Origin of the sequence: Nostoc commune NIES-4072 (assembly GCF_003113895.1) — a bacterium.
In the GTDB taxonomy this organism is placed as follows: Bacteria; Cyanobacteriota; Cyanobacteriia; order Cyanobacteriales; family Nostocaceae; genus Nostoc; species Nostoc commune.
Map to the genome: position 1 here is coordinate 5,707,299 of NZ_BDUD01000001.1, position 26,410 is coordinate 5,733,708.

Annotated in this window: 24 protein-coding genes and 4 pseudogenes; 12 read left to right on the top strand and 16 right to left on the bottom strand. The window is 40.1% G+C overall.

Annotated features, from left to right (window positions below):
• The first annotated feature begins 11 nt into the window (after positions 1-11).
• Positions 12-299 (top strand): type II toxin-antitoxin system RelE/ParE family toxin, encoded by a 288-nt coding sequence (locus CDC33_RS25435; protein ID WP_369694397.1) that lies wholly within the window; start codon positions 12-14, stop codon positions 297-299.
• 152 nt (positions 300-451) lie between these two features.
• Here CDC33_RS25435 and CDC33_RS25440 read toward each other — a convergent pair whose 3' ends face one another.
• Both CDC33_RS25440 and CDC33_RS25445 read right to left on the bottom strand, forming a co-directional pair.
• Positions 452-1,831 carry a DUF1802 family protein gene (locus CDC33_RS25440; RefSeq protein ID WP_109011281.1) on the bottom strand — a complete coding sequence of 460 codons (1,380 nt, stop codon included), beginning with the start codon at positions 1,829-1,831 and terminating at the stop codon, positions 452-454.
• A 10-nt stretch (positions 1,832-1,841) separates the two neighbouring features.
• A pseudogene (locus CDC33_RS25445) lies at positions 1,842-2,303 on the bottom strand (hypothetical protein); the annotation flags it as partial.
• A 91-nt stretch (positions 2,304-2,394) separates the two neighbouring features.
• Between CDC33_RS25445 and CDC33_RS25450 the strand changes: the two are divergent.
• Complete coding sequence (locus CDC33_RS25450; RefSeq protein WP_109006873.1) at positions 2,395-3,222, top strand: IS982 family transposase; 828 nt, start codon at positions 2,395-2,397, stop codon at positions 3,220-3,222.
• A gap of 123 nt (positions 3,223-3,345) precedes the next feature.
• On the opposite strand, the pseudogene CDC33_RS25455 reads toward CDC33_RS25450, so the two are convergent.
• Both CDC33_RS25455 and CDC33_RS25460 read right to left on the bottom strand, forming a co-directional pair.
• Positions 3,346-4,785: pseudogene (locus tag CDC33_RS25455) on the bottom strand (hypothetical protein); the annotation flags it as partial.
• A 38-nt stretch (positions 4,786-4,823) separates the two neighbouring features.
• On the bottom strand, positions 4,824-5,480 hold the full coding sequence (locus CDC33_RS25460; protein WP_109011282.1) for a hypothetical protein: 657 nt from the start codon (positions 5,478-5,480) through the stop codon (positions 4,824-4,826).
• Positions 5,481-5,818: 338 nt separating this feature from the next.
• On the opposite strand from CDC33_RS25460, the gene CDC33_RS25465 reads away from it, so the two are divergent.
• Complete coding sequence (locus CDC33_RS25465) at positions 5,819-6,301, top strand: hypothetical protein (protein ID WP_109011283.1); 483 nt, start codon at positions 5,819-5,821, stop codon at positions 6,299-6,301.
• Positions 6,302-6,395: 94 nt separating this feature from the next.
• Positions 6,396-6,785, top strand: coding sequence for a translation initiation factor (locus CDC33_RS25470; RefSeq protein WP_109011284.1), 390 nt, complete (start codon positions 6,396-6,398; stop codon positions 6,783-6,785).
• An 81-nt stretch (positions 6,786-6,866) separates the two neighbouring features.
• On the opposite strand, the gene mdh is transcribed toward CDC33_RS25470, so the two are convergent.
• The 5 genes from mdh to CDC33_RS25495 all read right to left on the bottom strand — a co-directional run bounded on the left by mdh (position 6,867) and on the right by CDC33_RS25495 (position 10,617).
• Complete coding sequence (mdh, locus tag CDC33_RS25475; protein WP_109011285.1) at positions 6,867-7,838, bottom strand: malate dehydrogenase; 972 nt, start codon at positions 7,836-7,838, stop codon at positions 6,867-6,869.
• Between the two features lie 222 nt (positions 7,839-8,060).
• The gene (locus CDC33_RS25480; RefSeq protein ID WP_100899786.1) at positions 8,061-8,276 is read right to left on the bottom strand and encodes an NAD(P)H-quinone oxidoreductase subunit O; all 216 of its coding nucleotides are present in this window, start codon (positions 8,274-8,276) and stop codon (positions 8,061-8,063) included.
• 134 nt (positions 8,277-8,410) lie between these two features.
• Positions 8,411-9,265, bottom strand: coding sequence for a DNA-formamidopyrimidine glycosylase (locus CDC33_RS25485; RefSeq protein WP_109011286.1), 855 nt, complete (start codon positions 9,263-9,265; stop codon positions 8,411-8,413).
• 251 nt (positions 9,266-9,516) lie between these two features.
• Positions 9,517-9,732, bottom strand: coding sequence for a photosystem I reaction center subunit IV (locus CDC33_RS25490; protein ID WP_109011287.1), 216 nt, complete (start codon positions 9,730-9,732; stop codon positions 9,517-9,519).
• A 300-nt stretch (positions 9,733-10,032) separates the two neighbouring features.
• Positions 10,033-10,617: a PAP/fibrillin family protein gene (locus CDC33_RS25495; protein WP_109011288.1), complete on the bottom strand. Its 585-nt coding sequence runs from the start codon at positions 10,615-10,617 to the stop codon at positions 10,033-10,035.
• Between the two features lie 242 nt (positions 10,618-10,859).
• Between CDC33_RS25495 and CDC33_RS25500 the strand changes: the two genes are divergently transcribed.
• The gene (locus CDC33_RS25500; protein WP_109011289.1) at positions 10,860-11,096 is read left to right on the top strand and encodes a DUF3134 domain-containing protein; all 237 of its coding nucleotides are present in this window, start codon (positions 10,860-10,862) and stop codon (positions 11,094-11,096) included.
• A gap of 185 nt (positions 11,097-11,281) precedes the next feature.
• Positions 11,282-12,373 carry a phospho-N-acetylmuramoyl-pentapeptide-transferase gene (gene mraY / locus CDC33_RS25505; protein WP_109011290.1) on the top strand — a complete coding sequence of 364 codons (1,092 nt, stop codon included), beginning with the start codon at positions 11,282-11,284 and terminating at the stop codon, positions 12,371-12,373.
• A gap of 273 nt (positions 12,374-12,646) precedes the next feature.
• Here the strand turns inward: mraY and CDC33_RS25510 are convergent, their stop codons facing one another.
• Together CDC33_RS25510 and CDC33_RS25515 are read right to left on the bottom strand one after the other, a co-directional pair.
• On the bottom strand, positions 12,647-14,410 hold the full coding sequence (locus tag CDC33_RS25510; RefSeq protein ID WP_109011291.1) for a diguanylate cyclase domain-containing protein: 1,764 nt from the start codon (positions 14,408-14,410) through the stop codon (positions 12,647-12,649).
• 867 nt (positions 14,411-15,277) lie between these two features.
• Complete coding sequence (locus CDC33_RS25515; RefSeq protein WP_089130881.1) at positions 15,278-15,466, bottom strand: ribbon-helix-helix domain-containing protein; 189 nt, start codon at positions 15,464-15,466, stop codon at positions 15,278-15,280.
• 200 nt (positions 15,467-15,666) lie between these two features.
• Here CDC33_RS25515 and CDC33_RS25520 point away from each other — a divergent pair.
• From CDC33_RS25520 to CDC33_RS25530, 3 genes and pseudogenes are all read left to right on the top strand, one after another.
• Positions 15,667-16,179, top strand: a pseudogene (locus CDC33_RS25520) (integrase catalytic domain-containing protein); the annotation flags it as partial.
• Positions 16,180-16,210: 31 nt separating this feature from the next.
• Positions 16,211-17,392 carry an AAA family ATPase gene (locus tag CDC33_RS25525; protein WP_109011292.1) on the top strand — a complete coding sequence of 394 codons (1,182 nt, stop codon included), beginning with the start codon at positions 16,211-16,213 and terminating at the stop codon, positions 17,390-17,392.
• Positions 17,382-18,317: a TniQ family protein gene (locus CDC33_RS25530; RefSeq protein WP_109011293.1), complete on the top strand. Its 936-nt coding sequence runs from the start codon at positions 17,382-17,384 to the stop codon at positions 18,315-18,317. Before CDC33_RS25525 ends, CDC33_RS25530 begins: the two co-directional genes overlap by 11 nt.
• Before the next feature lie 214 nt (positions 18,318-18,531).
• On the opposite strand, the gene CDC33_RS25535 is transcribed toward CDC33_RS25530, so the two are convergent.
• The 5 genes and pseudogenes from CDC33_RS25535 to CDC33_RS25555 all read right to left on the bottom strand — a co-directional run bounded on the left by CDC33_RS25535 (position 18,532) and on the right by CDC33_RS25555 (position 21,716).
• A complete protein-coding gene (locus CDC33_RS25535; RefSeq protein WP_109011294.1) occupies positions 18,532-19,032 on the bottom strand; it encodes a MogA/MoaB family molybdenum cofactor biosynthesis protein in 501 nt (166 codons plus the stop codon).
• 104 nt (positions 19,033-19,136) lie between these two features.
• Positions 19,137-19,478: a photosystem II reaction center protein Psb28 gene (gene psb28 / locus CDC33_RS25540; protein ID WP_109011295.1), complete on the bottom strand. Its 342-nt coding sequence runs from the start codon at positions 19,476-19,478 to the stop codon at positions 19,137-19,139.
• 104 nt (positions 19,479-19,582) lie between these two features.
• Entirely contained in the window at positions 19,583-19,843 is a 261-nt protein-coding gene (locus tag CDC33_RS25545) for a D-aminoacyl-tRNA deacylase (RefSeq protein ID WP_439956628.1), read from the bottom strand.
• 298 nt (positions 19,844-20,141) lie between these two features.
• A pseudogene (locus tag CDC33_RS25550) lies at positions 20,142-20,414 on the bottom strand (D-aminoacyl-tRNA deacylase); the annotation flags it as partial.
• A gap of 192 nt (positions 20,415-20,606) precedes the next feature.
• A complete protein-coding gene (locus CDC33_RS25555; RefSeq protein WP_109011296.1) occupies positions 20,607-21,716 on the bottom strand; it encodes a CobW family GTP-binding protein in 1,110 nt (369 codons plus the stop codon).
• A 239-nt stretch (positions 21,717-21,955) separates the two neighbouring features.
• Between CDC33_RS25555 and cysS the strand changes: the two genes are divergently transcribed.
• From cysS to CDC33_RS25570, 3 genes are all read left to right on the top strand, one after another.
• Complete coding sequence (gene cysS / locus CDC33_RS25560) at positions 21,956-23,449, top strand: cysteine--tRNA ligase (protein WP_109011297.1); 1,494 nt, start codon at positions 21,956-21,958, stop codon at positions 23,447-23,449.
• A gap of 13 nt (positions 23,450-23,462) precedes the next feature.
• Positions 23,463-24,902, top strand: coding sequence for a TldD/PmbA family protein (locus CDC33_RS25565; protein ID WP_109011298.1), 1,440 nt, complete (start codon positions 23,463-23,465; stop codon positions 24,900-24,902).
• A gap of 111 nt (positions 24,903-25,013) precedes the next feature.
• Positions 25,014-26,360 carry a TldD/PmbA family protein gene (locus CDC33_RS25570; protein WP_109011299.1) on the top strand — a complete coding sequence of 449 codons (1,347 nt, stop codon included), beginning with the start codon at positions 25,014-25,016 and terminating at the stop codon, positions 26,358-26,360.
• Positions 26,361-26,410: the final 50 nt, after the last annotated feature.

Genomic DNA, 26,410 nt, shown 5'->3' on the forward strand with positions numbered 1-26,410 from the left:
AGCAACATATTATCTCTCCAAAAGCCAGTGAGGATTTATCAAAAATTATTGATTATTTTGTCAGGATAAATATTGATGCTGGGGAGAATTTTGTTGAGAAGTTTGATAAAAAGTGTAAATATTTAGCTAATTTCCCCAATATGGGACGCAGCTACGGAAATATTAAAGCTGATTTGCGTGGTGTTCCTTTGGATAATTACATTATTCTTTATAGAATTATAAACAGTGGAATTGAAATTGTCCGTGTAGTTAGTGGTTATCAAAATTTGGAATCTTTATTTGTAAAATCAGATGACTAAGCTGATGTTTTAGTTGACTTCCAATTATCTATTGATAAATCACTCAGAAAGTAAAAGCAATTTCTACGGCTGGCTACGCCTACGCACTTCAGTTATTTTTAAACGAACCGCAGAGGGCGCAGAGGGAAGAAAAGAGATATATTTTACTATCTTTAATTAGTAGGTAAATCACGGAGAAAGTAAAAGCGATCGCTATTCCAATCACTACCTTTTATTCGTCCTAAATAGCCTGTTAATGGTGAGGAAAGCTCAATCAGAATTTCGTGCATTTCTGCTGTTTTTATTGGCTGTGGTGGATGTGAGCCGAAATACGCACCATGTAGAGCTTCAACACCAGCAGATTTTATACCTGAGTTTTCTAAATAGTTTTTGACAAGCTGGATAATGTGCGATCGCAATTTAATCTCTCCCTCAGCTTTATCAATATATTCACCAATTTTATAGTCAATTTGTCCAGGTTCTAGATATTGTTTTAATTCTACTAAGTTAATAGCACCTGGATATTTTGCTTTTAATTCAACGAGTTTTTGTAGAGTCATTACATTTATAATACTGATTTTCGATATTTCAGCAGATTCTTTCAAATTTTTAGTCGGTTTACCTGGGCCAATAATTAACCTTACAGCTTGAAGATAATTTTCTTTTAGATGCCTTCTACCAATCCTATCTAATTCTTCTACTGCACGATCAGGAATGCTTTTACCTGCTTTGCATTCGCAAACAAGAGGATAAGGTTGTGAGCAAAATAAGTCTAAGCCACCTGCACCGCCTTTGTAGTTTTCTTCAACTTTGAATCCTAAAAAATCAAGGCTACGGCGTGCGATGATTTCAAAATCTGTACCAGCTTGATAGTTACTTTTACCCTCGTCTTGTTCGATGCTGCGATCGCCCAATTTTGTAATATCATTTATCCAAGCTAAATCTGGATCGGGTTGCTTAATTAGCAAGTCATTACTCCAACCCAAAAACACTTTGATATCGTCGTCTAATTGTTTAGCTGCTGGTTGGCTAATGGTTAGGAATGCGATCGCACTCTGCAATTCTTCCAATTCAGGGTGTAGCGGGGGTTCTAGCTTTTCTAACTGGTGTTTGCGTTGGGCGAAGGTGCGATCGTTTATTACTGGGTTGACTTCAGAAACTGTTAGAGAATTAGGTAAACTAACAAATTTACCTAGCTTTTCTTGAATATTAGGATTGACTGATATTTCTTGTAACTGAGATAACTGATAGACGCGCAAGTAAGCCAGGAAAAGATATTGTTGTTTTTGTAGTATCTCCTTTAATACTTTTGGTGTCCATATTGTTAATTTAGACAAAATATCTAATGGCTTAGTCTCGTCTAAAATTTGGCAAAATTCACATTTAGCCCAAACTTTAATTGAAGCTGAAGAATCAGTAGTATAAAGTGCAAATCTCTGCCCAGGACGAATAAACATCCTGGGTAAAGCTGCAATTGTTCGCCCCTGTATTAAAGCTTCAATATCAGGGAGGGGTAGACACAGCGCTGTTGGAATTGAAAACTGCTGATTCATTTCTAGTTAGCTATAGATTTAGGTCGATATTATCAGTATTAGCAATAAATTGAGGAATACTAACAGGTAATCCATCATCAGTTAAATTAGTAGGTTGTTGACCAGAAGGATCGCTGAGAATTTCTCGAATTAGAGGATTATTGATTGCTAGTTGTTTCTGTTTAATAAAGTCAAAAATTTGTTCTTCTGTTAATTCGTAAGTTCTCAAGTTATAGTAAACAGATGATATAGCTAAAAGAGGTTTAATATCTTCGCTTTGTAAGCGTACCCATTCTCCACCTCGTTCTTTCAAAAGAATTTTCAAGCATTCTTGAGGTACTGAAGCTCCCGGATTAATATTCTTTGAACGAACTAAGCAACCACGAGTCAGGTTAAACTTTTCGTATTCAATTAGTCTTTTCAATGCTGCACCTATAAATTTTCCACCGGATTGTTGAATAACAACTACTCCTATCTTGACTTTTCCATTATTAACCCAAGTTGCTAGTTACTCTTATGGGCGATCGCTTTGGGACAGTAAAGCAATAAAATGCCCTCCAAGAAGAGAAAATTAGGAGGGCTAAATGCTAAACGAAATAATTTCCATATATGCTATCATAGACGACCTGTTAAAGGCGATTGGGCATAATGAAGATTGTCGTCGAGAGATGAATGACGCAGAAATTATTACAACGGCAATAACATCGGCGATGTTCTTTAATGGTAATCATAGTAAGGCTTGTACCTATATGAAAGAACATAAGTTGATATCTAATATGTTAGAAAAGTCACGATTTAACCGGAGATTACACAGTGTCTCAATGTTAATCAACGACTTGTTTCATCAAGTGGGAATGGCACTGAAGGAAATTAGTGATTCCACTGAATATCTTTTAGACTCGTTCCCAGTGCCCATCTGCGATAACATCCGTATCTTTAATGTAAAAATAATACAGTCGGCGCAGTATAGAGGTTACATCGCATCGAAAAAACGATATTTTTACGGGGTTCGAGTTCAGTTATTAACAACCAAAAATGGTATTCCTGTCGAATTTGTGTTTATGCCTGGTAGTGCCAACGATGTACGTGCTTTAAATGCCTTACCCTTGAATCTACCACCTGGTAGTGAAATTTATGGTGATTCAGCTTACACCGACTACACGATTGAGGATGACTTGGAACAAACAAGTCACATTTCTTTAAAAGTCATGAGGAAAAAGAACTCCAAGCGTCAAGACCAGCCTTGGAATCAATATATTAAACAACATACTCGGCATTATATCGAAACTGTGTTTAGTAGTATCACTTGTGTTTTTCCAAAATCAATACATGCAGTCACTTATCAAGGGTTTTTACTTAAGCTACAAGCATTCATTTTTTCTTTTACTCTTCAACAAGCTTTTATTGAATAAGTAATTTATACAACTAATAGGCATTTAAGTAGCTGAATGCTGGCAACAATGGCATCGGCACGTTGGCGCTAGGCACCAACTTTGTTGTACGCGATCGCATGAATTGAGTGATAACAAGTGCATATCAGTCGATAACCAGCAACTTGGGTTATTACCAACAACTCTGAAATTAAGATATCCTTGATCTGCTTTATTAGCTAAAATTTCCTCGACCTTTTCAACTTTTACTTTTTCTACTTCTACTGTCTCTTTAGCTAAACTAGCGAATGCTAATCGTAAAGCAGCAGCAATTGCCACTTCATCTTCTATCAGTAAATCGATCCCAGTATCAACATTTAGTACTGCTGCCTTAAAGTGTGGTTCAACCGGATGGATATTTTTAGGTTTATCTGGCTCAGTCAAAGTAAAATTCTCTGCACACCATTTCAAGACTGATCTAACAGTAGGTCTTTCTTTCCCAAGTTCTCTGAGTTTAGTTTCATTAAATGGGTAAAGAGAATGAGGCGGGGTTTGTTGATATTCCTCATAAAAATCTTGTAACCATTGACTAACTAGAGCAACGATATCATCAGAATTGAGAAAACTTAATTTTATAGGCTGTCTGTCAGCTTGATCACTTACTAATCTATCTATAACTGCTTCAGCTTCTGGTAAAGCTTTGATTTGGTCTTCCCAGGTGCGAGGATACATTGCTAAGAGTAAAACACCTTGTTTGAGACTGTTATATAAATCCTTAACTAAGCTTGCAATAACTTGTGCTGCTAAAAAACCATTATCAGCAGCATCTGCAATATCTAATTCGTCAAAACAAATCACTGTAACTCGATAATAGCTAGTTATATCTAAAATTTGACGAACAGTGCTTAATGCTTCAGCTTCTCTATCCTCACTTTTATGATTTGGTAATCCCATTTCTTCAGCTTGTGATTGTGCTAATTCCAAACCAGATAACCAATAGCTTGCATAATTAATATGGGCTGGAGAAAGTGTCCACAAAATTGCTTTCACTATGTAAGGGTTGGTGATTTCAGGCTTTACTTTCATAACACTTTCTGTTAAATGAACTATCGCCTGAGTTGAATGTTGCCTCAACCAACCTGGATACATATTAATATACTGTTGTGGCGTATATTTCCACTGTTTCGCTTCGTTAATTAAAGCTGCTGCAATTTCCTGCCATTGCATTACTTTTTGACTACCAAAAGCTCTGAGACTAGAGGCAACTGTTTGCAGAAATAGAGACTTAATTTGATTTAAGTTGTCATATTTACTCATGTAGATAAATAAGCTACTATCTTCTGTCTGCAATCGGTGACGAATCCGACTAATAATATGGCTTTTACCTAAACCTTTTTCTGCTGTAATTGTGATACCTACAGTTTCACGTCTTCCTTTACGGACTTTATTAACAGCATCAAAAACTGCATTAGAAGCATGAGCATTAATTAAAGTTACATCAGGAAAACTTTTACCCCAGATTTGTTGCGGTCTGACCACAATATGGCCTGCAAAAGGGTTTTGATTTTTAATCAAATCATCAATGGTAGATGTGGTGACAGTCATAGTGTTGTGAATTTAATGTGTGAAGAGTCAAATAAAGTTTAAGCTTTCAGGCGTGTGGCGTAGCAGCGTAATCCATCTAATTCTGTAGCTACCGAATCTTCAATTTTGTCGGGTGCGCTGTCTTCTACACTCCCGCCCTGTAGTTGCAAAATATCGTTAGCTTGCGTTTCTAGCAGCCAATCATTAAACTCTGTACGACTCACGCGATCACCAATTCCTCTTCTAATGCGGTAAATTGGCACTAAATTATTAAAGTTGTACTCATAGTTCAGCTTGTCGTAGACTTCCAACGCCACCAACTTAAACTCGTCATAAGATGCGATCGCACCCTTCCCATTCACTGGTACATCTGCACCAGCTACTGCAACATCAATCTGACTAATCCACTTCACTAACGCATTCGCCGCCCAAGTACCAACAATCGTCCCTTCAAACTTAAAATCAGAACTTCTCAAACCTTCACCTAACACCTCTAAACCCTTACCAGATGTCAGAGAGTATCCTTTTTTGGAGATTGCGATCGCTCCCTGATTCTGCAATTCTTCAAAGGAACCCTGATAATCTGCTACCTTCTGGCTTTTGGATACAATTCGCTTAGTGAGTTGACCCTTTTTAACTTCCTGCTGCGTTCCTCCCAAATCCCACAAAGCTAAAAGCAGACGAGTTCTAGTTTGGGCTGTATTTTTTGATGTCATATTGAATATACTTTTTAGCAAAGATCATCATAGTAACTGTATCTTTCTAAATTATTTATCCGGAAACCATAACCGAGAAATTGCTGAATATTTCCGCGTTTAGGCTAAATTGATTAATAAAAAATCGACAATATATTTCCTTCGGATGAATGCAGTTTCTCTCGAAGGCAGGATGGAATATTTGAAAAAATCGATCATCATAACAGTGAAACGCTGTAGCTGTGCAGTTGTAAATTGAGTGGTATGTGTTCTTTCAATTCCAGGTGAAATAACAGGAATTCCAACTTTGTATTTGCAACAGCAAGGCTTTTAGTAAATACAGGTGATGACGAAATCCGATGAACATAGTATATAAAGAACGTAAAATAGTTTCGCGTCTATTAGCAGTTGTGCTTTCCGCATTGCTAACCGTACCCTTGCTGAGTAGCTGCGGAGGTGGTTCCCGAAGTGCTAATGTGCCACCACCAGTTGATGATACTGCTGGTAGAACAGTGAGCGATCGCCAAACCGAAGCTAAGAAGGGATTAGGTACAGGGCAAAAAGTGGCACTTTTGGCGGGAGCTGCGGCACTTTACTACATGTACAACCAACATAAGAATGCTTCACAAGATGGAGCGCAAGGTAAGTACTATCTTTCTAAAAACGGGCGTGTATACTACCGCGATGCTGAACATCGCGCTCACTGGGTTACTCCACCATCAGAAGGAATTCGAGTACCAGAATCTCAAGCACAACAATATCGCCAATTCCAAGGCTATAACGGGAGTTCCACAGGTCGCGATCTAACTGGCATAACTTCATCCGCAGCTCCAGCACTTTAGATAGCGAAGCGTGTGTAAATAAGAAAGCGGGTTTCCCGGAGGATAACGCCGATCGCGCACGTCGGAAACACGAACTTAAACTAGGAGACAGATTATGGTAGATGACTTTTTGCGAAAGGCGAAGGATCTTTTCTTCGGAGGAAACAGCGATCAATCTGAGGATGCTGAATACCGCGATCGCAATGTCCGCCCAGCCAGCGAAGACCCCTACGGCGACCCCGCAGATCCGGCATCTTACGGTGATGTCCGTCCAGCCAGTGAAGACCCCTACGGCGACCCCGCAGATATATCCTCTTACGGAAACCTTACTCCAGCTAGCCAAGACCCTTATGGCGACCCCGGAGATATAGCGTCTTACGGTAATGTACGTCCAGCCAGTGAAGACCCCTACGGCGACCCCGCAGACCAAGGGGAATTTGGTAACGTTCGTCCAGCCAGCGAAGATCCCTACGGCGACCCCGCAGATGAGGATTACCGTCGTTAATGCGAAACTTAACCCCCTTAAAAAAGGGGTAACTGAGTCAAAGTCCCCCTTTTTTTTAAGGGGGATTTAATTTAGGAGGATCTACTCAGCCAAAATTTCTTGCGATCGCTCAATACTTTTACGCACAGATTGGGCTGAAGTATGCAAACCTTCTCTTTCGCGATCGGTCAGATTTAATTCCAAAATACTTTCAATTCCACCGCATCCCAACCGACAGGGAACACCAATCACAACATCTTTTAAACCGTATTCACCTTGCAGATACGCCGCCACAGGCAATAACCGCGACTGATTTAGCAAAATCGATTCTACCATCACACTAGTAGCCGATGCCGGAGCAAAAAAAGCACCACCCGTCTGCATCAATTCCACAATTTCTGCGCCACCGTTGCGAGTTCTTTCTACCAAGCGTTCAATTGTGGCTACATCCAGCAATTCCGTAATGGGAACGCCGTTAACGGTAGCATAACGAGACAACGGAACCATTAAATCGCCGTGGCTACCCAACACCATTGCTTTGACATCAGCAGGTAAAACCCCCAATTCTAGGGCAATAAAGGTTTCAAAACGGGCGGAATCTAACACACCAGCCATACCCATAATGCGATCGCGTGGTAAACCAGTTGCTTGCCAAGCTAAATAAGTCATCACATCCAACGGATTGGTAACGACAATAAAAATAGCATTAGGAGAATGAGCGATCGCATTTTTTGCCGCTTCCACCACAATCTTGGCATTAGTTTTCAGCAAATCATCCCGACTCATCCCTGGTTTGCGGGGAAGTCCTGCGGTAATCACCACAATTTGAGAACCAGATGTATCAGCATAATTATTTGTGCCGATAATTTGGCGATTATGTATTTCAATTCCTCTGGCTTCCATCAAATCCAGCGCCAAACCTTGAGGCATTCCCGCAATAATATCTAGTAAAACTACATCAGCCAGGTTTTTCTCCGCAACGCGTTGGGCTAAAGTACTGCCAACCCTACCCGCACCCACGATGGTGACACGAGGTAAACTACACACAATTGGGGAGCTAGGCGAAGAAGACATAATTATTAAAATGCAATTTTTATTAACCAGAATTCAGAATCTAGGAGTCAGAATTCAGTACGAACTCTATACGATACTTCGACGGGCGGTAGTTGAAGGCAATCGAAACTCAGTACATCGCTAGCAGATGAATAAACGGTGAAACATTACACCAAATCTATGTGCTGAATCCCCACCAATCCATTCTGACTTCTGAATTCTGACTCCTGAATTCTTTACTTATTATTTAAACTCTTCAAGCTGATCCACACGTAACCAAACATTTGGCGTTGGCACTTTCCCGAACTTAACAAGGGCATAATCACCTTTGATATCTACAATTTCGCCCTTGCTGTCAAATAAATAGGGAGGAAACCGAGTATCACTGGCTTTTGCTTCCAGACTATTTTCCAGTTTCTCGCGGATAGCGCGAACCATATCTCCTTTTTTGACTGCCATGAATTCCCCTCTCAAATTTCTAGATTAGACTTATCCGCATTTTAAAAGACTTCCGAGCTAAAAACTCCTGTACAGACGCGATTCATCACGTCTCTCTTCTAAGATTAATTACGTCTCTCTTGTACAGACGCGATTCATCGCGTCTCTCCTGTCTCTCCTGCTTGACACTGCGGGCAAAAGTGACTAGATCGCCCACCTAACCTAATCCGCATAATTGGAGTATCACAAACTCGACAGGGTTCTCCAGCGCGGTTATAAACCAAGGCAACACCACCATAATTGCCGTTGACACCCTTAACACTTAAGAAATTACTAAAAGTCGTACCACCAGCCTCAATGCTGGTTTCTAAAACTTGAATTATCGCTGTTCGCAAACGCTCAATTTGCTTTAGCTGCAAATCTATACACAAAGTTTCAGGTAAAATTCCACTCTTAAACAGGGCTTCATCGGCATAAATATTACCTAATCCCGCCACTACCGATTGATCGAGTAGCGCAGTCTTAATTGGACGACGGCGGTTTTGGAGTTTGATTGCTAAATACTCAACAGTGAATTCGGGTGAAAATGGATCTGCTGCCAGTGTTGCCAAACCAGTCATAATACTTTCTACAGCAACACCAGGCGGAACCCACCACATTTTTCCGAAGGTACGCTGATCAACAAAGCGTAATTCCTGCTGTTCCCCAAAGAATAATCTAACCCGCGTGTGCTTATGTAATGGTTCATCTCGATGCAGCCATAATAGTTGACCGGTCATTCGCAGATGAACCCCTAGCCAACCTGTGGAAGAGAGTTCGGCCAGGAGATATTTACCGCGACGATGCCAAGTAGCGATCGCATTCTTTTTAATTCCATCAACAAACTCACCAACAGAAAACGGGTAGGCGATGGTGCGATCGAGCAACACATCTCCACCCGTAATTTCTTGGTTAAGGGTCAATTGATTTAGGCCCCTTCGGACTGTTTCAACTTCAGGCAGTTCAGGCATTCAAACAGATTAAGCAGGCAATTTTGATGTACTTGGGCGTTGAATAAAGAAGAGATGCAGTAGTAACTTACACAGCCTTATATGGCTCGTATTACTACCCAAGAGAAACCGTAAATACCCGCAGGGCAGCTTCTCATAGATTAGAGTAGGCTTGGGTGAAAGATGAATGAACTGAAATTTTCAGACTTCATACTTCAGACTTAAGACTACCCTTCATCATCGCATCAAACAAGCCCCTTGTAGCTTTGCTGCTATTTTTTAGGTGCTTTAGCCTTTGGTGCTTCAACCTCGACTAATTCATCCTGAGCAAAGTTGTTGGTATTGATACCAGCGTAATTGACCTTTTCAAAGCGGACAATTACAGGGTATTTGATGCCGCTTTGGTCAATGGAAGCCACAGTTCCTAGATCCTGAAACCAGTAGGATTCAGGGCGGAGAATACGTACTTTAGAACCACGTTGAACCATGATTATTTTCCCTTTTAGTTATCAATCGCCAATCTAGAGGGCTAATTGATTTCACTCTACAACCTGAAGGTAGCAGCAAGAGTCTTTGTTAAGTTATTTGTCTGAATTAGGTATTAGCGGCTGGGGACTGGGGACTGGGGACTAGGGATTGGGCATTGAATATTAGTTATTCTTTCTCCCTCATCTTCCTTACCTCCCCTACTCCCTACCACATTCCAAATTTAAAACTGTATTATCCCCTACTTGACAAGTCACACGTTATAGCGTACCTTCGTTCGCAAACAGTTATTTTTTAGAAGCTTATGTTTTAGTTAAGACAAACACACTTCCCTCGTTACCTCTGCCAATCCGCAGATCGTTATCTATATAGGTGATATCTAACCAGCCTTGCTGATTATCACTCTTAATTGCAAAATCAATTGCGGGAAATTTTCTACCTGCTTCAATTTGTTGGATAAAAGTTACCGGAGAATTGTATTCTATTAAACGTTGTAAGCCGATAATAGACCGCTCAAATTTTACTTGGACACGCCGACCAGAAACTGGCTCAAATTTAGCAGCAACGCTAACTAATCCTTCTAAATAAGGTAAGCCATAAATCTCAGCTATGTTGTAAACACTGGCAGTATCAACCCGGATACACTGATAGATTTGACCCAGTTTGCACAAAGGTAGACCATCTAAGTTTAAAAGAGCCTTGCTGGTGGTGTATAGTAATCGCCAATTACCATCTAGCAAATTACTAGCTTCTACCGGACGGGGTGTAGGATTAAAATCTTCTAAATTGACGATCGCTGCTAAGATAGCCTGTTTCTGGGCTTGAGTCGCCAGTAGACCGCGATTTGTCCCAGCGATCGCATCCATTAAAGCCGCTTTTTTGCTCATCGCCTGTCACCTCAAAAATCAGTCCTTATCATCAGCATAAACAAGATATTCATAACCTATGTGTAGAACCATAAAAATTACTAAATAAACCCTTTGCGTAAGCAATACGCCTATTAAATAAAAAAATTCTATCTGAATGCGGATTTATCAACAAAAGGGTTGAAAAGATAACTAAATTAATCCGTGCCAAGTGATAGACTCTAAATGTCAACTTACGTAAACCTTTTCTTGTCCTCTTTGATATGTTGAACTCTCCATTACGTGAAGTACCCCGTAATCAACGAGCCGATGTCATCCCCTTAAAGCAAGAGTCCTCTTTGTTGGACTGGTTGCAAACCAACGGTCGGATCATCGCGCGTGACGTTCACGAACCGGATTTTCAAGATGACGAAGAAGAAATAGACTCCCTAATGGGTGTAGAAGATGGAATTGGCTACGACCTTGATGATGATGACGATATAGGAATCGCCGAGGATTAGCCTTTTCAGGCTAGTACCGACAGGCGGAATTCAAAAGTTAAAAGTCAAAAGTCAAAGAATCCTATTCTGCCCTTTTGCACCATTTGAAATGGTATGTTTATTTCCGACGTGCTGTGCTAAGGACTTGGTAGTATCCTTAGTTGCTGATATTGAATTTTATATGTGTGGAGTGAAGGGAAACTTCTGTGGACGCTAAATTATCTCCTGAGCAAGGTTTAAATATTTCTGGAATCGCTCTAGCCTCTTTATTAACCGTAGGGCTAGCTACAACAGCATTTTTCTTGGATTCGATGGCCAATAGGCTACCCTGGCAAAGTATGTCGTTAACTCTGCCACTACTATTGTGTGCGTTGGGTTCAGGTGTGGTGGGCTATTGGGTAATACCCCTACTTCAAGCGCTCAAAACTGGACAAATAATTCGTGAAGATGGCCCCCAAGCCCATCTAAAAAAGGCAGGCACGCCAACAATGGGAGGTATCTTTTTTATCCCCGTAGGTGTGATAATTGCCTGTATATTATCTAACTTTGCTAAAGAGGTGCTTGCAGTTTCGGCATTGACACTCAGCTACGGATTGATTGGCTGGCTCGACGATTGGCAAATTCTGCGCCGTAAATCAAATAAAGGTATATCTCCCGGAACGAAACTGGCTTTGCAGGTGGGTTTTGCAGCAGTATTTTGTTTATGGCTGATGTTTAATCAACCTTCTAATATTACAAATATTGCTTTGCCTTGGGTGAGCTTTACACTACCTTTAGGATTCCTATTTTGGCCATTAGCAGGTTTTGTGCTAGTTGCAGAAAGTAATGCGACTAATTTAACAGATGGCATTGATGGCTTGGCAGCAGGAACAGTAGCGATCGCACTTTTGGCATTAGGGGCTTTAGTCGCACCTACAGCACCTGGGTTAATGGTTTTTTGTGCTGCTTTAAGTGGTGGGTGCTTAGGTTTCTTAGCCCATAACCGTAACCCAGCCCGCGTTTTTATGGGAGATACTGGTTCTTTAGCACTGGGCGGCGCTTTAGCATCTGTAGCGCTATTGACAAACACCTTAGTAGCTCTATTTATTCTCAGTGGTATCTTCTTTGTAGAAACTCTTTCGGTGATGGCACAGGTAAGTTATTACAAAGCCACCAAAGGGCCTGATGGCAAAGGCAAGCGCCTCTTTAAAATGGCACCCTTACACCATCATCTAGAACTCACTGGCTGGTCAGAATTGCAAGTGGTTGGAGTATTTTATGTCATCGCTGCTATTTTGGCTGCCATCTGTTTGGCGTAGGCGCAGCCCGCCGCAGGCATCGCTCCATTCTGAATCATGTTTTAAGAAAATAGTCGAATACAAAATGACAACTCCCACTTCTCTAGGGAGTTGTTTTTTATTAAGAAAGGCAGAGGGCAGGAGGCAGGAGGCAGGAGGGAATGCTGCTTCCTGACTCCTGCCTTCTTCAAACGGTAAATTTATAAGTTTTAGATTTCTATATTGGTAAAGTCTGACGTTTAATGGAAACGAAGAACTTCCTCATTTCATCGCTTGAGGTTTTTAAATAGTTAATTATGAATTAATTATAGGATAGGTATTTACATACTCCATAACCCGATTCTTGCCTGTTCGCTTGGCCTCAAGCATCGCTTGATTTGCCCGATTCAGAAAATCTTTAACTGTAATCCCTGATTCTGATACAGCTATTCCAAAAGAAGCGGTAATGCCTTCGAGAATGCGATCGCCATCCTTCACTTGCATTTGTTCAACATCTATCCTCAGTTGTTCTACTCGCTTTCTCAAGTTTTCCAGTGTCATATTAGGCATTACAATTACAAATTCTTCACCACCCCATCTGCAAGCAATGTCAAAGGAGCGAATAGATTTTAATAGCAGTTGCGCTAATCCCTGGAGAACAATATTAGCAGTCAAATGCCCATAGTGCGAGTTGTAAGATTTGAAGTTATCGATATCAAGGAAAATAACACTAACCGGTTGCCCCGACCGTTCAGCCTCTGCTAACCTCTGTTCCGTTATTGTTTGCAAATAGCTTTGATTAAATAGTTGGGTCATCCCATCCCGCAAGTTATCATAGGCTAGCCGTTGTTTTATCGAGAGATTATTTAGTGCAATAGCTAAAGTTCTAGCAATAATCTCAGTAATTTGTTGCTCTTCTGGACTGATTTCTTTCAGCGCATAGATATGTAAAATACCAATTACTTCGCCTTGTCCAAACAATGGAACACATAAATGTGTGCCGTTAATAGGCTCTATTAAGTGATTGCATATTAGTCCAGAATTATGAGGCAATAAAAGGTTTGATTTTCCTCTCCGCAATGCCCAACAATCACATGCTGAAAATATTTCTTTACTGGTTCTTTCATCTCCCCAAAAACTATTCATCTGAACATAATTCTTAGAATTAGCAATTATATAGATACAACCGCTCATATTAGGAAATAGCTTAGAACAGGTTAAAGCGACCACTTGATACACCTCATCTTCAGATTCGCAGCAATAAAGCATATCCGCCATATCTGAGAGATATATAAGTTCCTGTTTTTTTGCCTCTAATTTCAGCGTTTTTTCTTCTAGCTGCCGATTTAGATCGGTGAGCGATCGCTGTGCTTCAATAGATTCTGTAATATCGATACTAATGCCACCAATGCGGCAAGCGCCCGTTGCGCCATCGCTAAAAGGAAACTTAAACGATAGCCAGTAGCACGGCTGATCGTTACCAGGTATCTTTACCTCTTCAATCAGCTTTAAGGGGCGTAGAGTCTTTAAAACGACTTGATCGTTTTCCATTACCCGCCGCCCCTCTTCTGGATCTGGCAAGTATTCACTATCGGTTTTCCCCAACCATTCTTGTGAATCTACCGAAAATCTAGCTTGTAGCTCCTGGTTGTAATAAAGCACTCTAGATTGCTCATCTTTGATATAGGCTCCAAAGGGGCCTTGATCTAGGAATAGCCGTTGTATCTGCTGACTGCGTTGAAGTTCGCGGGTATCTTCTTGATGTCTGGCGATCGCCTCTAGAATTTGATAAGCGGTTGGCATCAGGTAGAGTAAGGCAGACAAAGAAATAAAAGCCATTAGATCAAGTACGCCTAAGTGCAGCAGCGACACTGCCGAATGTGGCTCAAAAATCGCTAGAAAGTGATGAAATCCGCAAAATAATACGAATCCACCTGATAAGAAAAAGGCTAGCCAAAACTTAGAAGGGATAGTTGCCTTAGTTTTGGCAAAGAAAACCCCTATTACTATGGGGATGCCAAAGTATGAAAATGCAGTGATGCCGTGAGCAATTATGCAATTCCAGTAAATAGGCTCCATTGTTAATCTAATATTAAAATTTTATTCGTTTCACTATAATTCTCGTATTTTAAAAGTGTAAGTAGAGAAAGGATGATTTTAGTAACTAGATGCCTTAGTTTTACAAAAGTTTTTATAGTCAGTTTCTCACAGGCTGCTCATTTTACCAAGTCTTTGCGCCGTGGAGAGCCAATGGCTTTAACAGTGAACAGTGAACAGTAAACAGTTATCAGTGATCTATTTATCCCTGGGTTTAAGTCCCCCACCTCCAGGTGGAATGCGTTGGTGGCGGGTCTAAATCCCCCACCATACGCCTGATAACTGATAACTGATAACTGATAACTGATTTAAATATAGGGAAATCGAAGTCATTAGTAGTTTTACAAAATCTTAGTGCTTTTTCATACTAATGACCAATTATTCCTTGATGGTACAAGCCCCTAAATTTATTTATGGATAGATAAATTTTAAACTTTGCTTGGTTCAAGCCCCCGGATTTATTGTAACCAGACCCAAAAGTTGTCAGGGTCTGGAAGCATAAGCGAGGATTTTAGGGTCTGAAACCTTATTGTTGCGTTAATTAATTGTCAGCAAGTCCAAACTAACGGAAGTATAACTTGTCCTATTACGCAGAATGGAAGCATAAACCGTGCCGTAAGTGCAGATATTCTTTCTTAGTTAAGTAATACTTATGTAGCTTTTCATGCTTAATAATAGTTGGGCATAAAAACAAGATATATCAAGACTTTCAGCAATTAGAGTCGAACAATTTTATGTAGTGCCTACTTCAACGACAATCGTCAAACAAGTAATGCTTTAAGTATGAAGGTTAAGAATAGATTATCAACAAAATAATGGGGCAACTTTAACAAAAATTAATTGTCTAATTTATGACTGAGGCTTACTAGTTATAACTGAAGAATTATTGGGAAATTCACCACTATTTTTGGCCAATTTAATCGACATTTCAATCAAAAAAGCAGCAAGGTTAGCTGTAGGACGACCTTGAGACGCAGCCCATACTTCTAAATCTTCTAAGACACTATCCGGCAACGTAACGTTAATTCTTTTGCTCACTCTAAATGCTACCAGTATGTATAAACTAAATGCTCTATGAGTTTAAGAGTAAGGTTAAATTTAGATAATTTACATCATATTTACATCACTATAGATATATAAAAGATACTAGAGTCTGTCAAGCCAAAGAATGTTTGTGTTTGTTGTGTAATGATGGGGTGCAACCATGATGACACAAGAAGAATTCAACCAATGGTTTTTACTGGGAACTAGAATTATCCACACCCCGACATGGTGATTTCCCCTTTCATATTGCTCATATTGACCATACAGAATTAGATATTGAACTGAGATGTTCTCAAACAGGAAAAGTTTTAGGAAGACCTTGGCTAACTTTATTAATGGATGCGTTTAGCAGAAGAATTTTAGCTATCTATATTAGTTATGACCCACCATCTTATCGTTCTTGTATGATGGTGTTAAGAATTTGTGTTCAACGCCATTCAAGATTACCTCAAATAATTGTTACTGATAACGGCAAGGAATTTTATAGCACTTACTTTGAAACATTATTAGCAATATTTGAATGTACTCTCAAAAGACGACCACCAGCAAAACCTCGATTTAGTAGCGTTTGTGAGAGGTTATTTGGAACAACCAATACCCAGTTTTTGTATAATCTGGCAGGTAATACCCAAATCACTAAAAAAGTCAGATTAATGACTAAATCTGTCAATCCTAAAAATCTCTCAGTTTGGACTTTAGGATTGCTATAAACGTTTAAGAAATATTAAGTATTAATATATGGTAAATAACCAACAATTTTCCTCTGAATATCATACAGCTTCAGTATCAGAAAGACTGGCTTATTATGACTCATATACAATGGCACATCCCTATCTGGATATTGCTTTTGAGACTCTCAAGCCAATTATAAATAATTGTGGAGATTCACGAATTATTTTTATTGTTGGTCCAACAGGAGTAGGTAAAACAAAACTACGTCTGCTCATCGAAAAATGGATCATCGAATCATCTTTATCTTTATTAGAAGTTAACAAAGGTTGTATTCCTGTTGCTAGTATTGAGGCACGTTTATTCTCAGGAGGATTATTCAATTTCAAAGACCATCTTAAACGTTGTTTATATGCACTGGCAGAAGCACCAGAGCTAATTGATAATAAGATAAATTATGGAACTTCGGGCGTATATCATAATTCTGATGGTCAATTAATAATTAAACCAGCAATTTTAGAGACTGAATTAGGATGGGCACTAGAGCAAGCTTTGAAACAGAGAAGACCGAAAATATTTTTTATTGATGAAGCGCATCATTTATTAGCTGTAGCTAGTGGAAGAAAACTAACAGACGTACCTGAAGCAATTAAATCATTAGCTTCTCTTACTCAAGTTTTGCATGGATTAATTGGAACTTATGATTTACTGACCCTTCACGATATAGGCGACCAATTAAGTAGACGTAGTATTTATGTTCATCTGCCTCGTTACAATACCGAATTTATAGAAGATAGAGAAATTTGGCACTCAGTAATTTGGAATTTTCAGTGTCAAATACCAACAAAAGAGCCACCAGATTTTCTATCGCATTGGGAATATTTGTATTCACGCAGCTTAGGATGTGTTGGTATCCTCAAAAATTGGTCAAGAAATGCCCTTGGAGAAGCATTAAATGAAGATGCTCCTACTGTTACGCTCAAACATTTAGAGAAAAGGGCTTTATCAGTTGGTCAATGTCGAAATATTCTCAAACATATTAAAGAAGGAGAAGCTAGATATGCAGAAATTGAAGGAAAGATAGAAGAGTTATATCAAGACTTAGGTTTACGCTGTCCACCTATATCCAAACATCAAACAACCTCACAATCTGAAATCAAATCTCAAGATATTGAGCCGAAAAAACGAAAAAAATTAGTGGGAATTCGTAAGCCCAGACGAGATTCAATAGGGAGCGAAAATGCAGTTTGACAAATTAACCTTATATCGAAGTTATGATTTGCATACTCCAGATATCCCAGAACGTAGTGTTTTATATTTTTTAGAGCCAATTAATGTTGGAGCTATTGAATGTGAAAGTTTAATTAGTTATCTCATTCGTTTAGCTGAGGTTCATTGCGTTACTCCGGATAAATTAATCAAGCATAAAATCTACCCATTTTTTTGGGGGCATGATGACTTATCGGGATCTTGTAAGGGAATTGTTGGTAGGACTTTTACAAGTCGTTCTCATATCAAGTTACTAAACTTTAGTGGTTGGTATACATCTAAATTAGTTGAATCTCTAGAAATTCTCACTTTACGTAGTGATTTAACCTGTCTAACTATGATGTATTGGCATGAATTAATAACTTATGTTTATTTACTTCGTGATTGCAAAGCTTGGTGCCCTTTATGCTACAGCTATTGGCATCAAAATAAATTACCTATATACGAACCATTACTTTGGTCTTTTGAGCCAGTTGCAGTATGCCCCCAACATCATTATCCTCTAATTACACAATGTCCTCATTGCAATCATAAATTACCTATCATAGCTCCTAACTCGCGGACTGGATATTGTAATCATTGTGGAGAATGGTTAGGAAATTTAAAGAAATATCATATTAAATCAGATGGATTATATCACTCAGAAATCGCATTACAATCAGAGCTAATTAAGATTCTTGGTTCATTAATCGCTTTTAACACTAAAGTATTTGAGTCGGAAACTACAAGATTTTACAGACAAATTATTGCATATTTTCAACTGAAAGAATTATCAAGGCTAGAATTATCAAACCATCAAATTTCTCAAAAACGAATACATAAATGCATGAGCCATATAGAACATACTATTGAAGATTTCTGGAAGCTATCATCTAGAGTAGCTTTGGAAAAGTCCCCAAAAAACTAGAGATGGACAAAACCATCTTGCAGGAATTAATTTTTTGATTTTAAAAATTGTTTTCTTGTAACCATAATTTGTCCAATAGCTAATTGGAAGCAAAAGATGTCCTTTTCTGCCAAGTTATCGTTCCAGTGACATTTATCCGTGGGCTTTAATTGCGAATTGCGAATTGCGAATTGCGAATTGTGCTGACTATTGACTATTGACCAATGACCAATGACTAATTACAAACCTGACTTACCAAGTGAGTAAGTTCGGGTAAAATCAATTTTTCCATCGCCAGTCGCACAGCATTACTCGAACCAGGAAGCGAGAAGATCAATTTATTTTGATAAACACCAGCAACAGCGCGAGAAGCGATCGCCCGCGAACCAATTTCTTGATAACTTAAAAAACGGAATAACTCACCAAATCCCGGTAAGGTTTTCTCTAGTAACTTTTCAATGGCATCATAAGTGGTATCTCTTGGTGCAATACCTGTACCACCACTGAAAATTACAGCATTCAAATTTGAGCTTTTACCTAGATTTTCTATCTGCTCTTGAATTTGTGTTGGTTCATCTTTAATAATTGTGTAGGCTCCTACAGCATGGTTAGCATCAAGGAGTAACTGCTGAATTAGCTGACCACTTTTGTCTGTTTCATAAGTACGTGTATCGCTGACAGTAATCACAGCACAAGTTACCGTCATTCTAGGCGAGTCTTGGTGGGGTTGTGACATTATAGCTTACTCATGAATTTTGACTAATGGATAATTGGGCATGGTAAATGGTGCATTCATTGAACATGACAATTCCCCATGCTCCATGCCCAATGCCCTATACCCTATGCGTCATTTTTGCTCAGTCCCAGATCATTTTCTTCAGCATACCGTTCCATAAAGCGCATAAAGCGATCCCATTCTTGGGGAGATTTCATTACGTAAAGTGCTTCTAATGCTTCCGGTTTCCCGTTAATAAATTTAGCTTTAACTTCACGGGTAATTATCTCTCCTTCTTGGTCAATCAGGTACATCCCGGTAATATCTTCGGTGCTACCTTGATCTAAAATCTTTGGATTGGTAAAAATAAACGTTGCTGTGCCACTGTCACCAGTGCGCGATCGCGTCAAGCGCACCTCTGGAGTTACTTCTTCGTCAAGACCTCTAGAAAACTGGATTTTCGCCATGATGACTGAATTTAAACTTTTGTGATGGTTAATCTAATATTCTCTCATCAATTAGAACACCACGATCTAGAGGCTACTGTTATTCTTCTTTTTAGTGTATGTACTTAAACTGCTTCTTTTTCAAGTAACAAAGTTACTGGGCCATCGTTTTCAATTGTAACATGCATCATTGCACCAAATTGACCTGTTTCCACCTGCAAACCGCTAGCTTTTAACTTAGTAACAAAACGATTATACAAATCTGCTGCTGATTGGGGAGCGGCTGAACGGTCAAAAGAAGGACGGCGACCTTTGCGACAGTCACAACAACATTGTGGAACGCGTGGAAGCCACTTGACTTTCAGGCAGTGGAGGAAACGCGCCACGGGTGGTTTTAACCACCGTGAAAAATGATAATATTGTTGTGCGAGTAGGAATAATCATCTGCGCTAAGAAGTGTTTTGTAAGGAGTGACCCCTGACTTGCCTCGTACCTGCACAAATTGCAGCTCTGGGCAAACAAGTAATGGGAAAGCACGGAGCGCACCGAACTGGCAAGTGATGAACTCGGAAAGCATTCTAAGTAAGCGCAATTGCAATATCTCTCGTACTGGTAGTTGTTTTGAGCGTCTAGGGGGATATTTGACTATCCCTTTTAAGCTAAGTCTTAGAGAATCTGCGTGTCTTTAGACCGCAGAGTGTCAACATAAAGGGTAAACTGACTGACTACTAATAAATCGCCGCCAATCTCTTGTACAGATTTTTGCCAGCGATCGTCTCCCTCCTCGTCAGGAAACAGCCGTAATTCCAAGCACTTACGCACCATCCAGTCAATTTCAGCATCAGTATCAGTATTGGCTATGCCTACGAGTAAATTTAGCCCCCGCCCGATTTTGCCGACAATTTCACCGTTAACTGTAACTTGAGATGATTTGACTCGCTGGATAACAACGCGCATTTGAATTAATTCGTAATTCGTAATTCCTAATTATTGACGAAACACTCGTGCGTAAATGCAGGGAAGTGAGGAAGCAAAGTCTACGACGGGCTACGCCTACGTTATTCGATGGTGGAGCCATTGGAATGCATTCCCAGGTAGAGCCTGGGAACGAGTATTAAAATTTTGTACAGACGCGAATCGCGTCTCTAATTATTTGCCAAACCCTTTACCGCGAGAACTTGAAGGAAGACAAATGCACTTTTCCAGTTGACTAATTAAAGTCTCACGATCTAAATTTTGACCAATCAGCACTAACTGGTTTTTCAGTTGACCTTGCCATTCATCATCATCCAAGGTAAAGCGTTTACCGCAAAGGTGGAAAATATGACGCTTCGGACTTTCATCAAACCACATAATCCCCTTTGCTCGGAAAATATTTGAGGGTAGCTGGTTATCTAAGAAATACTGAAACTTCCTAATAGAAAAAGGCTTATCACTTTGGAAAGAGATGGAAGTAAAACCATCATTTTCTAAATGGTCAGAATGATGGTGATGGTCGTGGTCATGGTCATGATGATCGTGACCGCATGTTGAGTGATCGTGATCATCATGATGATCGTGATGTTCATGATCGTGATGGTCGTGTTGATCCACCACTGTGTCAAAATATTTATCAGACTCAAACAGACCAACACTGAGAATTAACGGAAGTGGTACTTGCGATCGCGTGGTACGGAGAATTCTCGCTCCTTCCTTAACTTCGTTAATTTTTGTTTCTAACTCATTTAAGGTGGCTTCATCAACCAAATCAGTTTTGTTCAGTACAATTACATCACCATAAGCAATCTGGCTGTATGCTGCCTGAGAGTTAAACAAATCTAGGCTGTAATTTGCCGCGTCTACTACGGTAATAATCGAATCTAAACGAGTTAAATCTCGCAATTCTGTGCCCAGAAATGTTAGAGCTACTGGTAGCGGATCTGCCAATCCAGTTGTTTCCACTACTAAATAATCTAGATTTTCTTGCCGTTCTAAAACTTTGTAAACTGCATCTACTAAATCATTATTAATAGTGCAGCAAATACAACCATTATTTAGCTCCACCATGTTCTCACCAGTGGAAACAATTAGCTCGTTATCGATGCCAATTTCGCCAAATTCATTTACGAGAACGGCGGTTTTCAAACCCTGTTGGTTGTTGAGGATATGATTAAGTAAAGTCGTCTTGCCACTGCCGAGGAAACCCGTAATAATTGTTACTGGCATTCCTTGTTTGGGCGTATCCATTGCCGAAGATTCGGGTGTAACTGCTGAGTGCATAGCGCTGTTATCAAATAGTCAAAAAATAGTAATGTAGCGCAGATAGTCCAGAAAACACTAGCGCCGCAAGGCGGAAGTTAAAATTCAAAAATCAAAAACCCTTGATTTCTGAGCTTTCGAGATTTTTTCCAATAGTATGTTGATTTCCGCCGTGACGTACTAGCATAGGGATGCTGGACTGTCATCCCATCTGCTTTACCCTATTATTACGTATCTTCTTATTTCAGCATTACTCTGTTATGACCCTAACCCTTTACAATACCCTCACCCGTCGTCAAGAACCGTTTGAAACAGTCGAAGCAGGCAAAGTTAAGATGTATTACTGCGGCGTGACGGTGTACGACTACTGCCATTTGGGTCATGCGAGAGCTTGCATCGTTTGGGATGTAATCCGCCGATACCTCCAGTTTATCGGCTATGAAGTACGATATGTCCAAAATTTTACTGATATTGACGATAAAATTCTCAATCGAGCCTGTGTTGAACATTCCTCAATGGAAGCTGTAGCCGATCGCTTTATCAAAGCATATTTTGAGGATATGGCGCGATTGGGAATCAAAGAAGCTGATGAATATCCCCGTGCTACCCATACGATGAATGGCATTCAACGGTTAATTCATGAGTTGGAAAATAAAGGGTTTGCTTACCCTGCTGACGGCGATGTGTATTATGCAGTGCGGCAATTTGCTGAGTATGGCAAGCTTTCTGGACGCAAGTTAGAGGATATGCAAGCCGGGAAAAGCGAGCGCGTCAATGTAGAAGATCCAGAATATCAGAAAAAGAAAGACCCCTTTGATTTTGCTTTATGGAAGGCAGCAAAACCAGGAGAACCAGCTTGGGAGTCACCGTGGGGTGCAGGCCGTCCGGGGTGGCACATTGAATGCTCGGCAATGGTACGCGATCGCCTGGGTGATACCATAGATATTCATGCTGGTGGTGCTGACTTAATTTTTCCTCATCACGAAAACGAAATTGCCCAATCTGAGGCTGTAACAGGAAAACCCTTAGCGCGTTATTGGTTACATAACGGCATGGTAAAAGTAGATGGTGAAAAAATGTCCAAATCTTTGGGCAACTTTATCACTATTCGAGAATTACTAGATCGAGGAGTTGAGCCGATGGCAGTGCGGTTGTTCGTCCTGACAGCTCAATATCGCACACCCATAGATTTTACCGACGAAGCGATCGCCGCAGCAACCAACGGTTGGCACACCATTAAGGAAGGTTTACTCTTCGGCTACCAATACGGCAAAAAACTAGGTTGGGATTTAGGGACTAAGGACTGGGGACTAGGAACTGGGAATATCCCAATACCTAGTACCCAATACCCAGTACCCAATCCCTATGTTGAACGCTTTCAAGAAGTTGTAAATAATGACTTTAATTTTCCTGGTGGGTTAACAGTGCTGTTTGAATTAGCCAAAGAACTACGCCGTGAAGGAAATATTATTGTGCATGAAGGGAAAACCGAAACTTCCCCTGATGAGTTAAAGCGTCAATGGCAAACTCTTGTCACATTGGCTGGAGTTTTAGGTTTAGAAGCCGAGATAGAAACGGAAGCTGACAAGAGTAATGGTTTAAGCGATGCGGAAATTGAGGCGAAAATTCAGCAAAGGCAAGAAGCACGTAAAGCCAAGAATTTTGCCGAAAGCGATCGCATTCGTGACGAACTCCAAGCAGAAGGTATTACGCTAATTGATAGCCGTGATGGTACACGCTGGCACCGGAATTAAATTTTAAATTCTTATGTGGATTACTCTAAAAAAAGCGATCGCTAGTTTCAACATTCCTGCTGATTGGATTGGTATTAGAGCCGTAAAGGAAATTTCTACAACCCGTTCAGTCCGTGACGCCTTACCCCAACTAAACGGCAAATCCTTCACTGTCGGAGCCATGCTAGAGGTTTTGGTAAATGGCTGTCTGGGTTATGCAGCAACTAACTCTCTGGAACTGTCTTCTCTACAAGCTGCTGCCGAAACAGCCTATAAACAGGCACTAGCAGCTAGTGAATGGTGGATACATCCCTTCCGTGAAAGTGAGCGCCCTAAAGTCGTTGGTGAATATAAATCTCCATACCTTGAGCCATTGGATGCTCTGAGTCCGGGAGAAATCAACGATTTACTGGTTCGGATTTGCCAAACACTGAAAGTTGACGACAAGATTGTGCAAACCATAGCCAGTGCTAGCACCATTGAGAGAGAGTCTTGGTTTATTAGCAGCAACGGCTCAGAAGTCTATCAAAAAACTCTATCTATAGGCACTCATTATGGAGCTACCGCCCAAGATGGTGCGGTTGTACAGCAGCGTAGTAACAATGGTTCTCACGCAAACTGTTATCAAGGTGGATTAGAACTTTTAGAGCAAAAAAACTTATGGCATCGGGTGCGGCAAATTGGCGAACAAGCAGTAGAACTGTTGACAGCACAAGAATGCCCTACCACTCGTACCAATTTAGTTTTAGCCCCAGACCAAATGATGCTGCAAATCCACGAAAGTGTAGGGCATCCCCTAGAAATTGACCGAATTTTGGGAGATGAGCGTAACTATGCTGGGGGCAGCTTCGTTAATAAAAGTGATTTTGGCAACCTAGTATATGGTTCGCCACTGATGAACATTACCTTTGATCCTACCGTGCCTGGTGAATTTGCCAGCTATGGCTTTGATGATACGGGTGCTGTAGCAACAAAGGAATATTTAGTTAAAGAAGGAGTACTGCAACGGGGTTTAGGCAGTTTAGAGAGTCAAGCCAGGGCTGGTGTACTAGGAGTTGCTTGTGCGCGTGCTTCTTCATGGAATCGACCTGCGATCGATCGCATGGCAAACTTAAATTTAGAACCTCTAAACGCTAGCTTTGAAGACATTATTGGCAGAATAGAACACGGCGTTTACATGGAATCTAACCGTTCTTGGTCAATTGACGATCGCCGCTACAAATTCCAATTTGGTTGTGAGTACGCTAAATTAATTGAAAACGGGAAACTCACCAAAACCCTCCGCAATCCCAACTATCGCGCCACAACACCAGAGTTTTGGCATAGCCTAATCCAAGTAGGAGATGCCACAAACTGGCAAATGTATGGTACTCCTTATTGTGGTAAAGGAGAACCAAATCAGGCTATTTGGGTAGGACATGGTTCACCTGTTTGTGTATTTGCTAATGTCGAAGTTTTTGGTGGAGGAACTTGAAAAAAGTTAGGAGTTGAAAGTTGTGAGTTAGAAGTTAAAAAATCTTCAACTCATACCTCCTAACTCCTAACTCCTAACTTTCCCCCTATTTCCTATTAATATTTAATATCTATGAAAATTGAGGAATTATCTGCATTAGAAGTCAGCTTTAATCAACTGATTGAAACTCTGCTGATTAAAAAATCTGAAAGTGAACAATTCACTGTGAAACTCAGCAGTGAAAGAAGTCTATTTACTCGTTTCAATCACGCGAAAGTGCGACAAACTGGTTGTGTTGCTGATGGTTGGATCGAACTGACTTTGATGGCAGACCAACGCAGTAGCATTCGGCAGTTTCCCTTTACTGGAAATTGGGATGTAGATTGGCAGTTAGCATATACTGCTTTGCAGGAACTACGTGACGAACTTATTCTACTACCCATCGATCCTTATCTAGTTTTACCATCAGGAAATAATACCAGTCGGGAAATACATTCTGGGAATTTATTGGCAGATGAGGCAGTAGTACCAACTGTGCTAAAACTAGTTGCTGAATTAGATTTTACAGGTATATATGCGGGGGGAATAGTAATTAAAGCTTATGGTGATTCTAGTGGTCAAAAACACTGGTTTGCTACTGATTCTTTTACATTAGATTATTCTCTATTTTCCACCTCTGGACAAGCAGTTAAGGGGACATTTGCAGGGAGTAATTGGGATATATCTGCATATATAGCAAAAATTAGCGAAGCTAAAAAGCAACTTGAATTGCTTGCTCGTCCAGCTAAAGAATTGCCACGGGGACAATACAAAACTTATTTTGCACCTGCTGCTGTTGGAGATTTATTAGCAATGCTTTCTTGGGGAGCAGTCAGCGAAGCTGATATCCAACAAGGAAACAGTGCTTTAGCTGCTTTATCGCGTCAAGAAAAACAACTTTCTCCAAAATTTAATTTGAAAGAAAACTTTCAGCGAGGATTAGTACCGCGATTTAATGAATTAGGAGAAATAGCAGCACCGGAGTTACCTGTAATAGAAAAAGGACATTTGGTAAATACTTTAGTAAATTCTCGAACTGCTAAGGAATATCAAAAAATTGCCAACGGTGCTAATGGTTCAGAGACTTTACGAGCGCCAGAAGTGACTACCGGAAATTTAGTATTTGAGCAGATTCTTCCAAGTTTAGATACCGGATTATATGTATCTAATTTACATTATTTGAATTGGAGCGATCGCCACACTGGTAGAATCACAGGTATGACTCGTTATGCATGTTTTTGGGTAGAAAATGGAGAAATTCTTGCCCCTATTGAAAACCTACGTTTTGATGAAAGTCTTTATCGTTTTTGGGGAGATAAGTTAGTAGATTTGACCAATTTTCAAGAATTCATTCCCGAAGTAGGTACTTATGAAAGTCGCCAACTAGGAGGTAGTTTAGTTCCCGGTATGCTGGTAAATGATTTTACATATACTTTGTAATCGTAATCATCTACTGAGAGGAAATCAAAAGCTAGCCATCGGAACTTTGA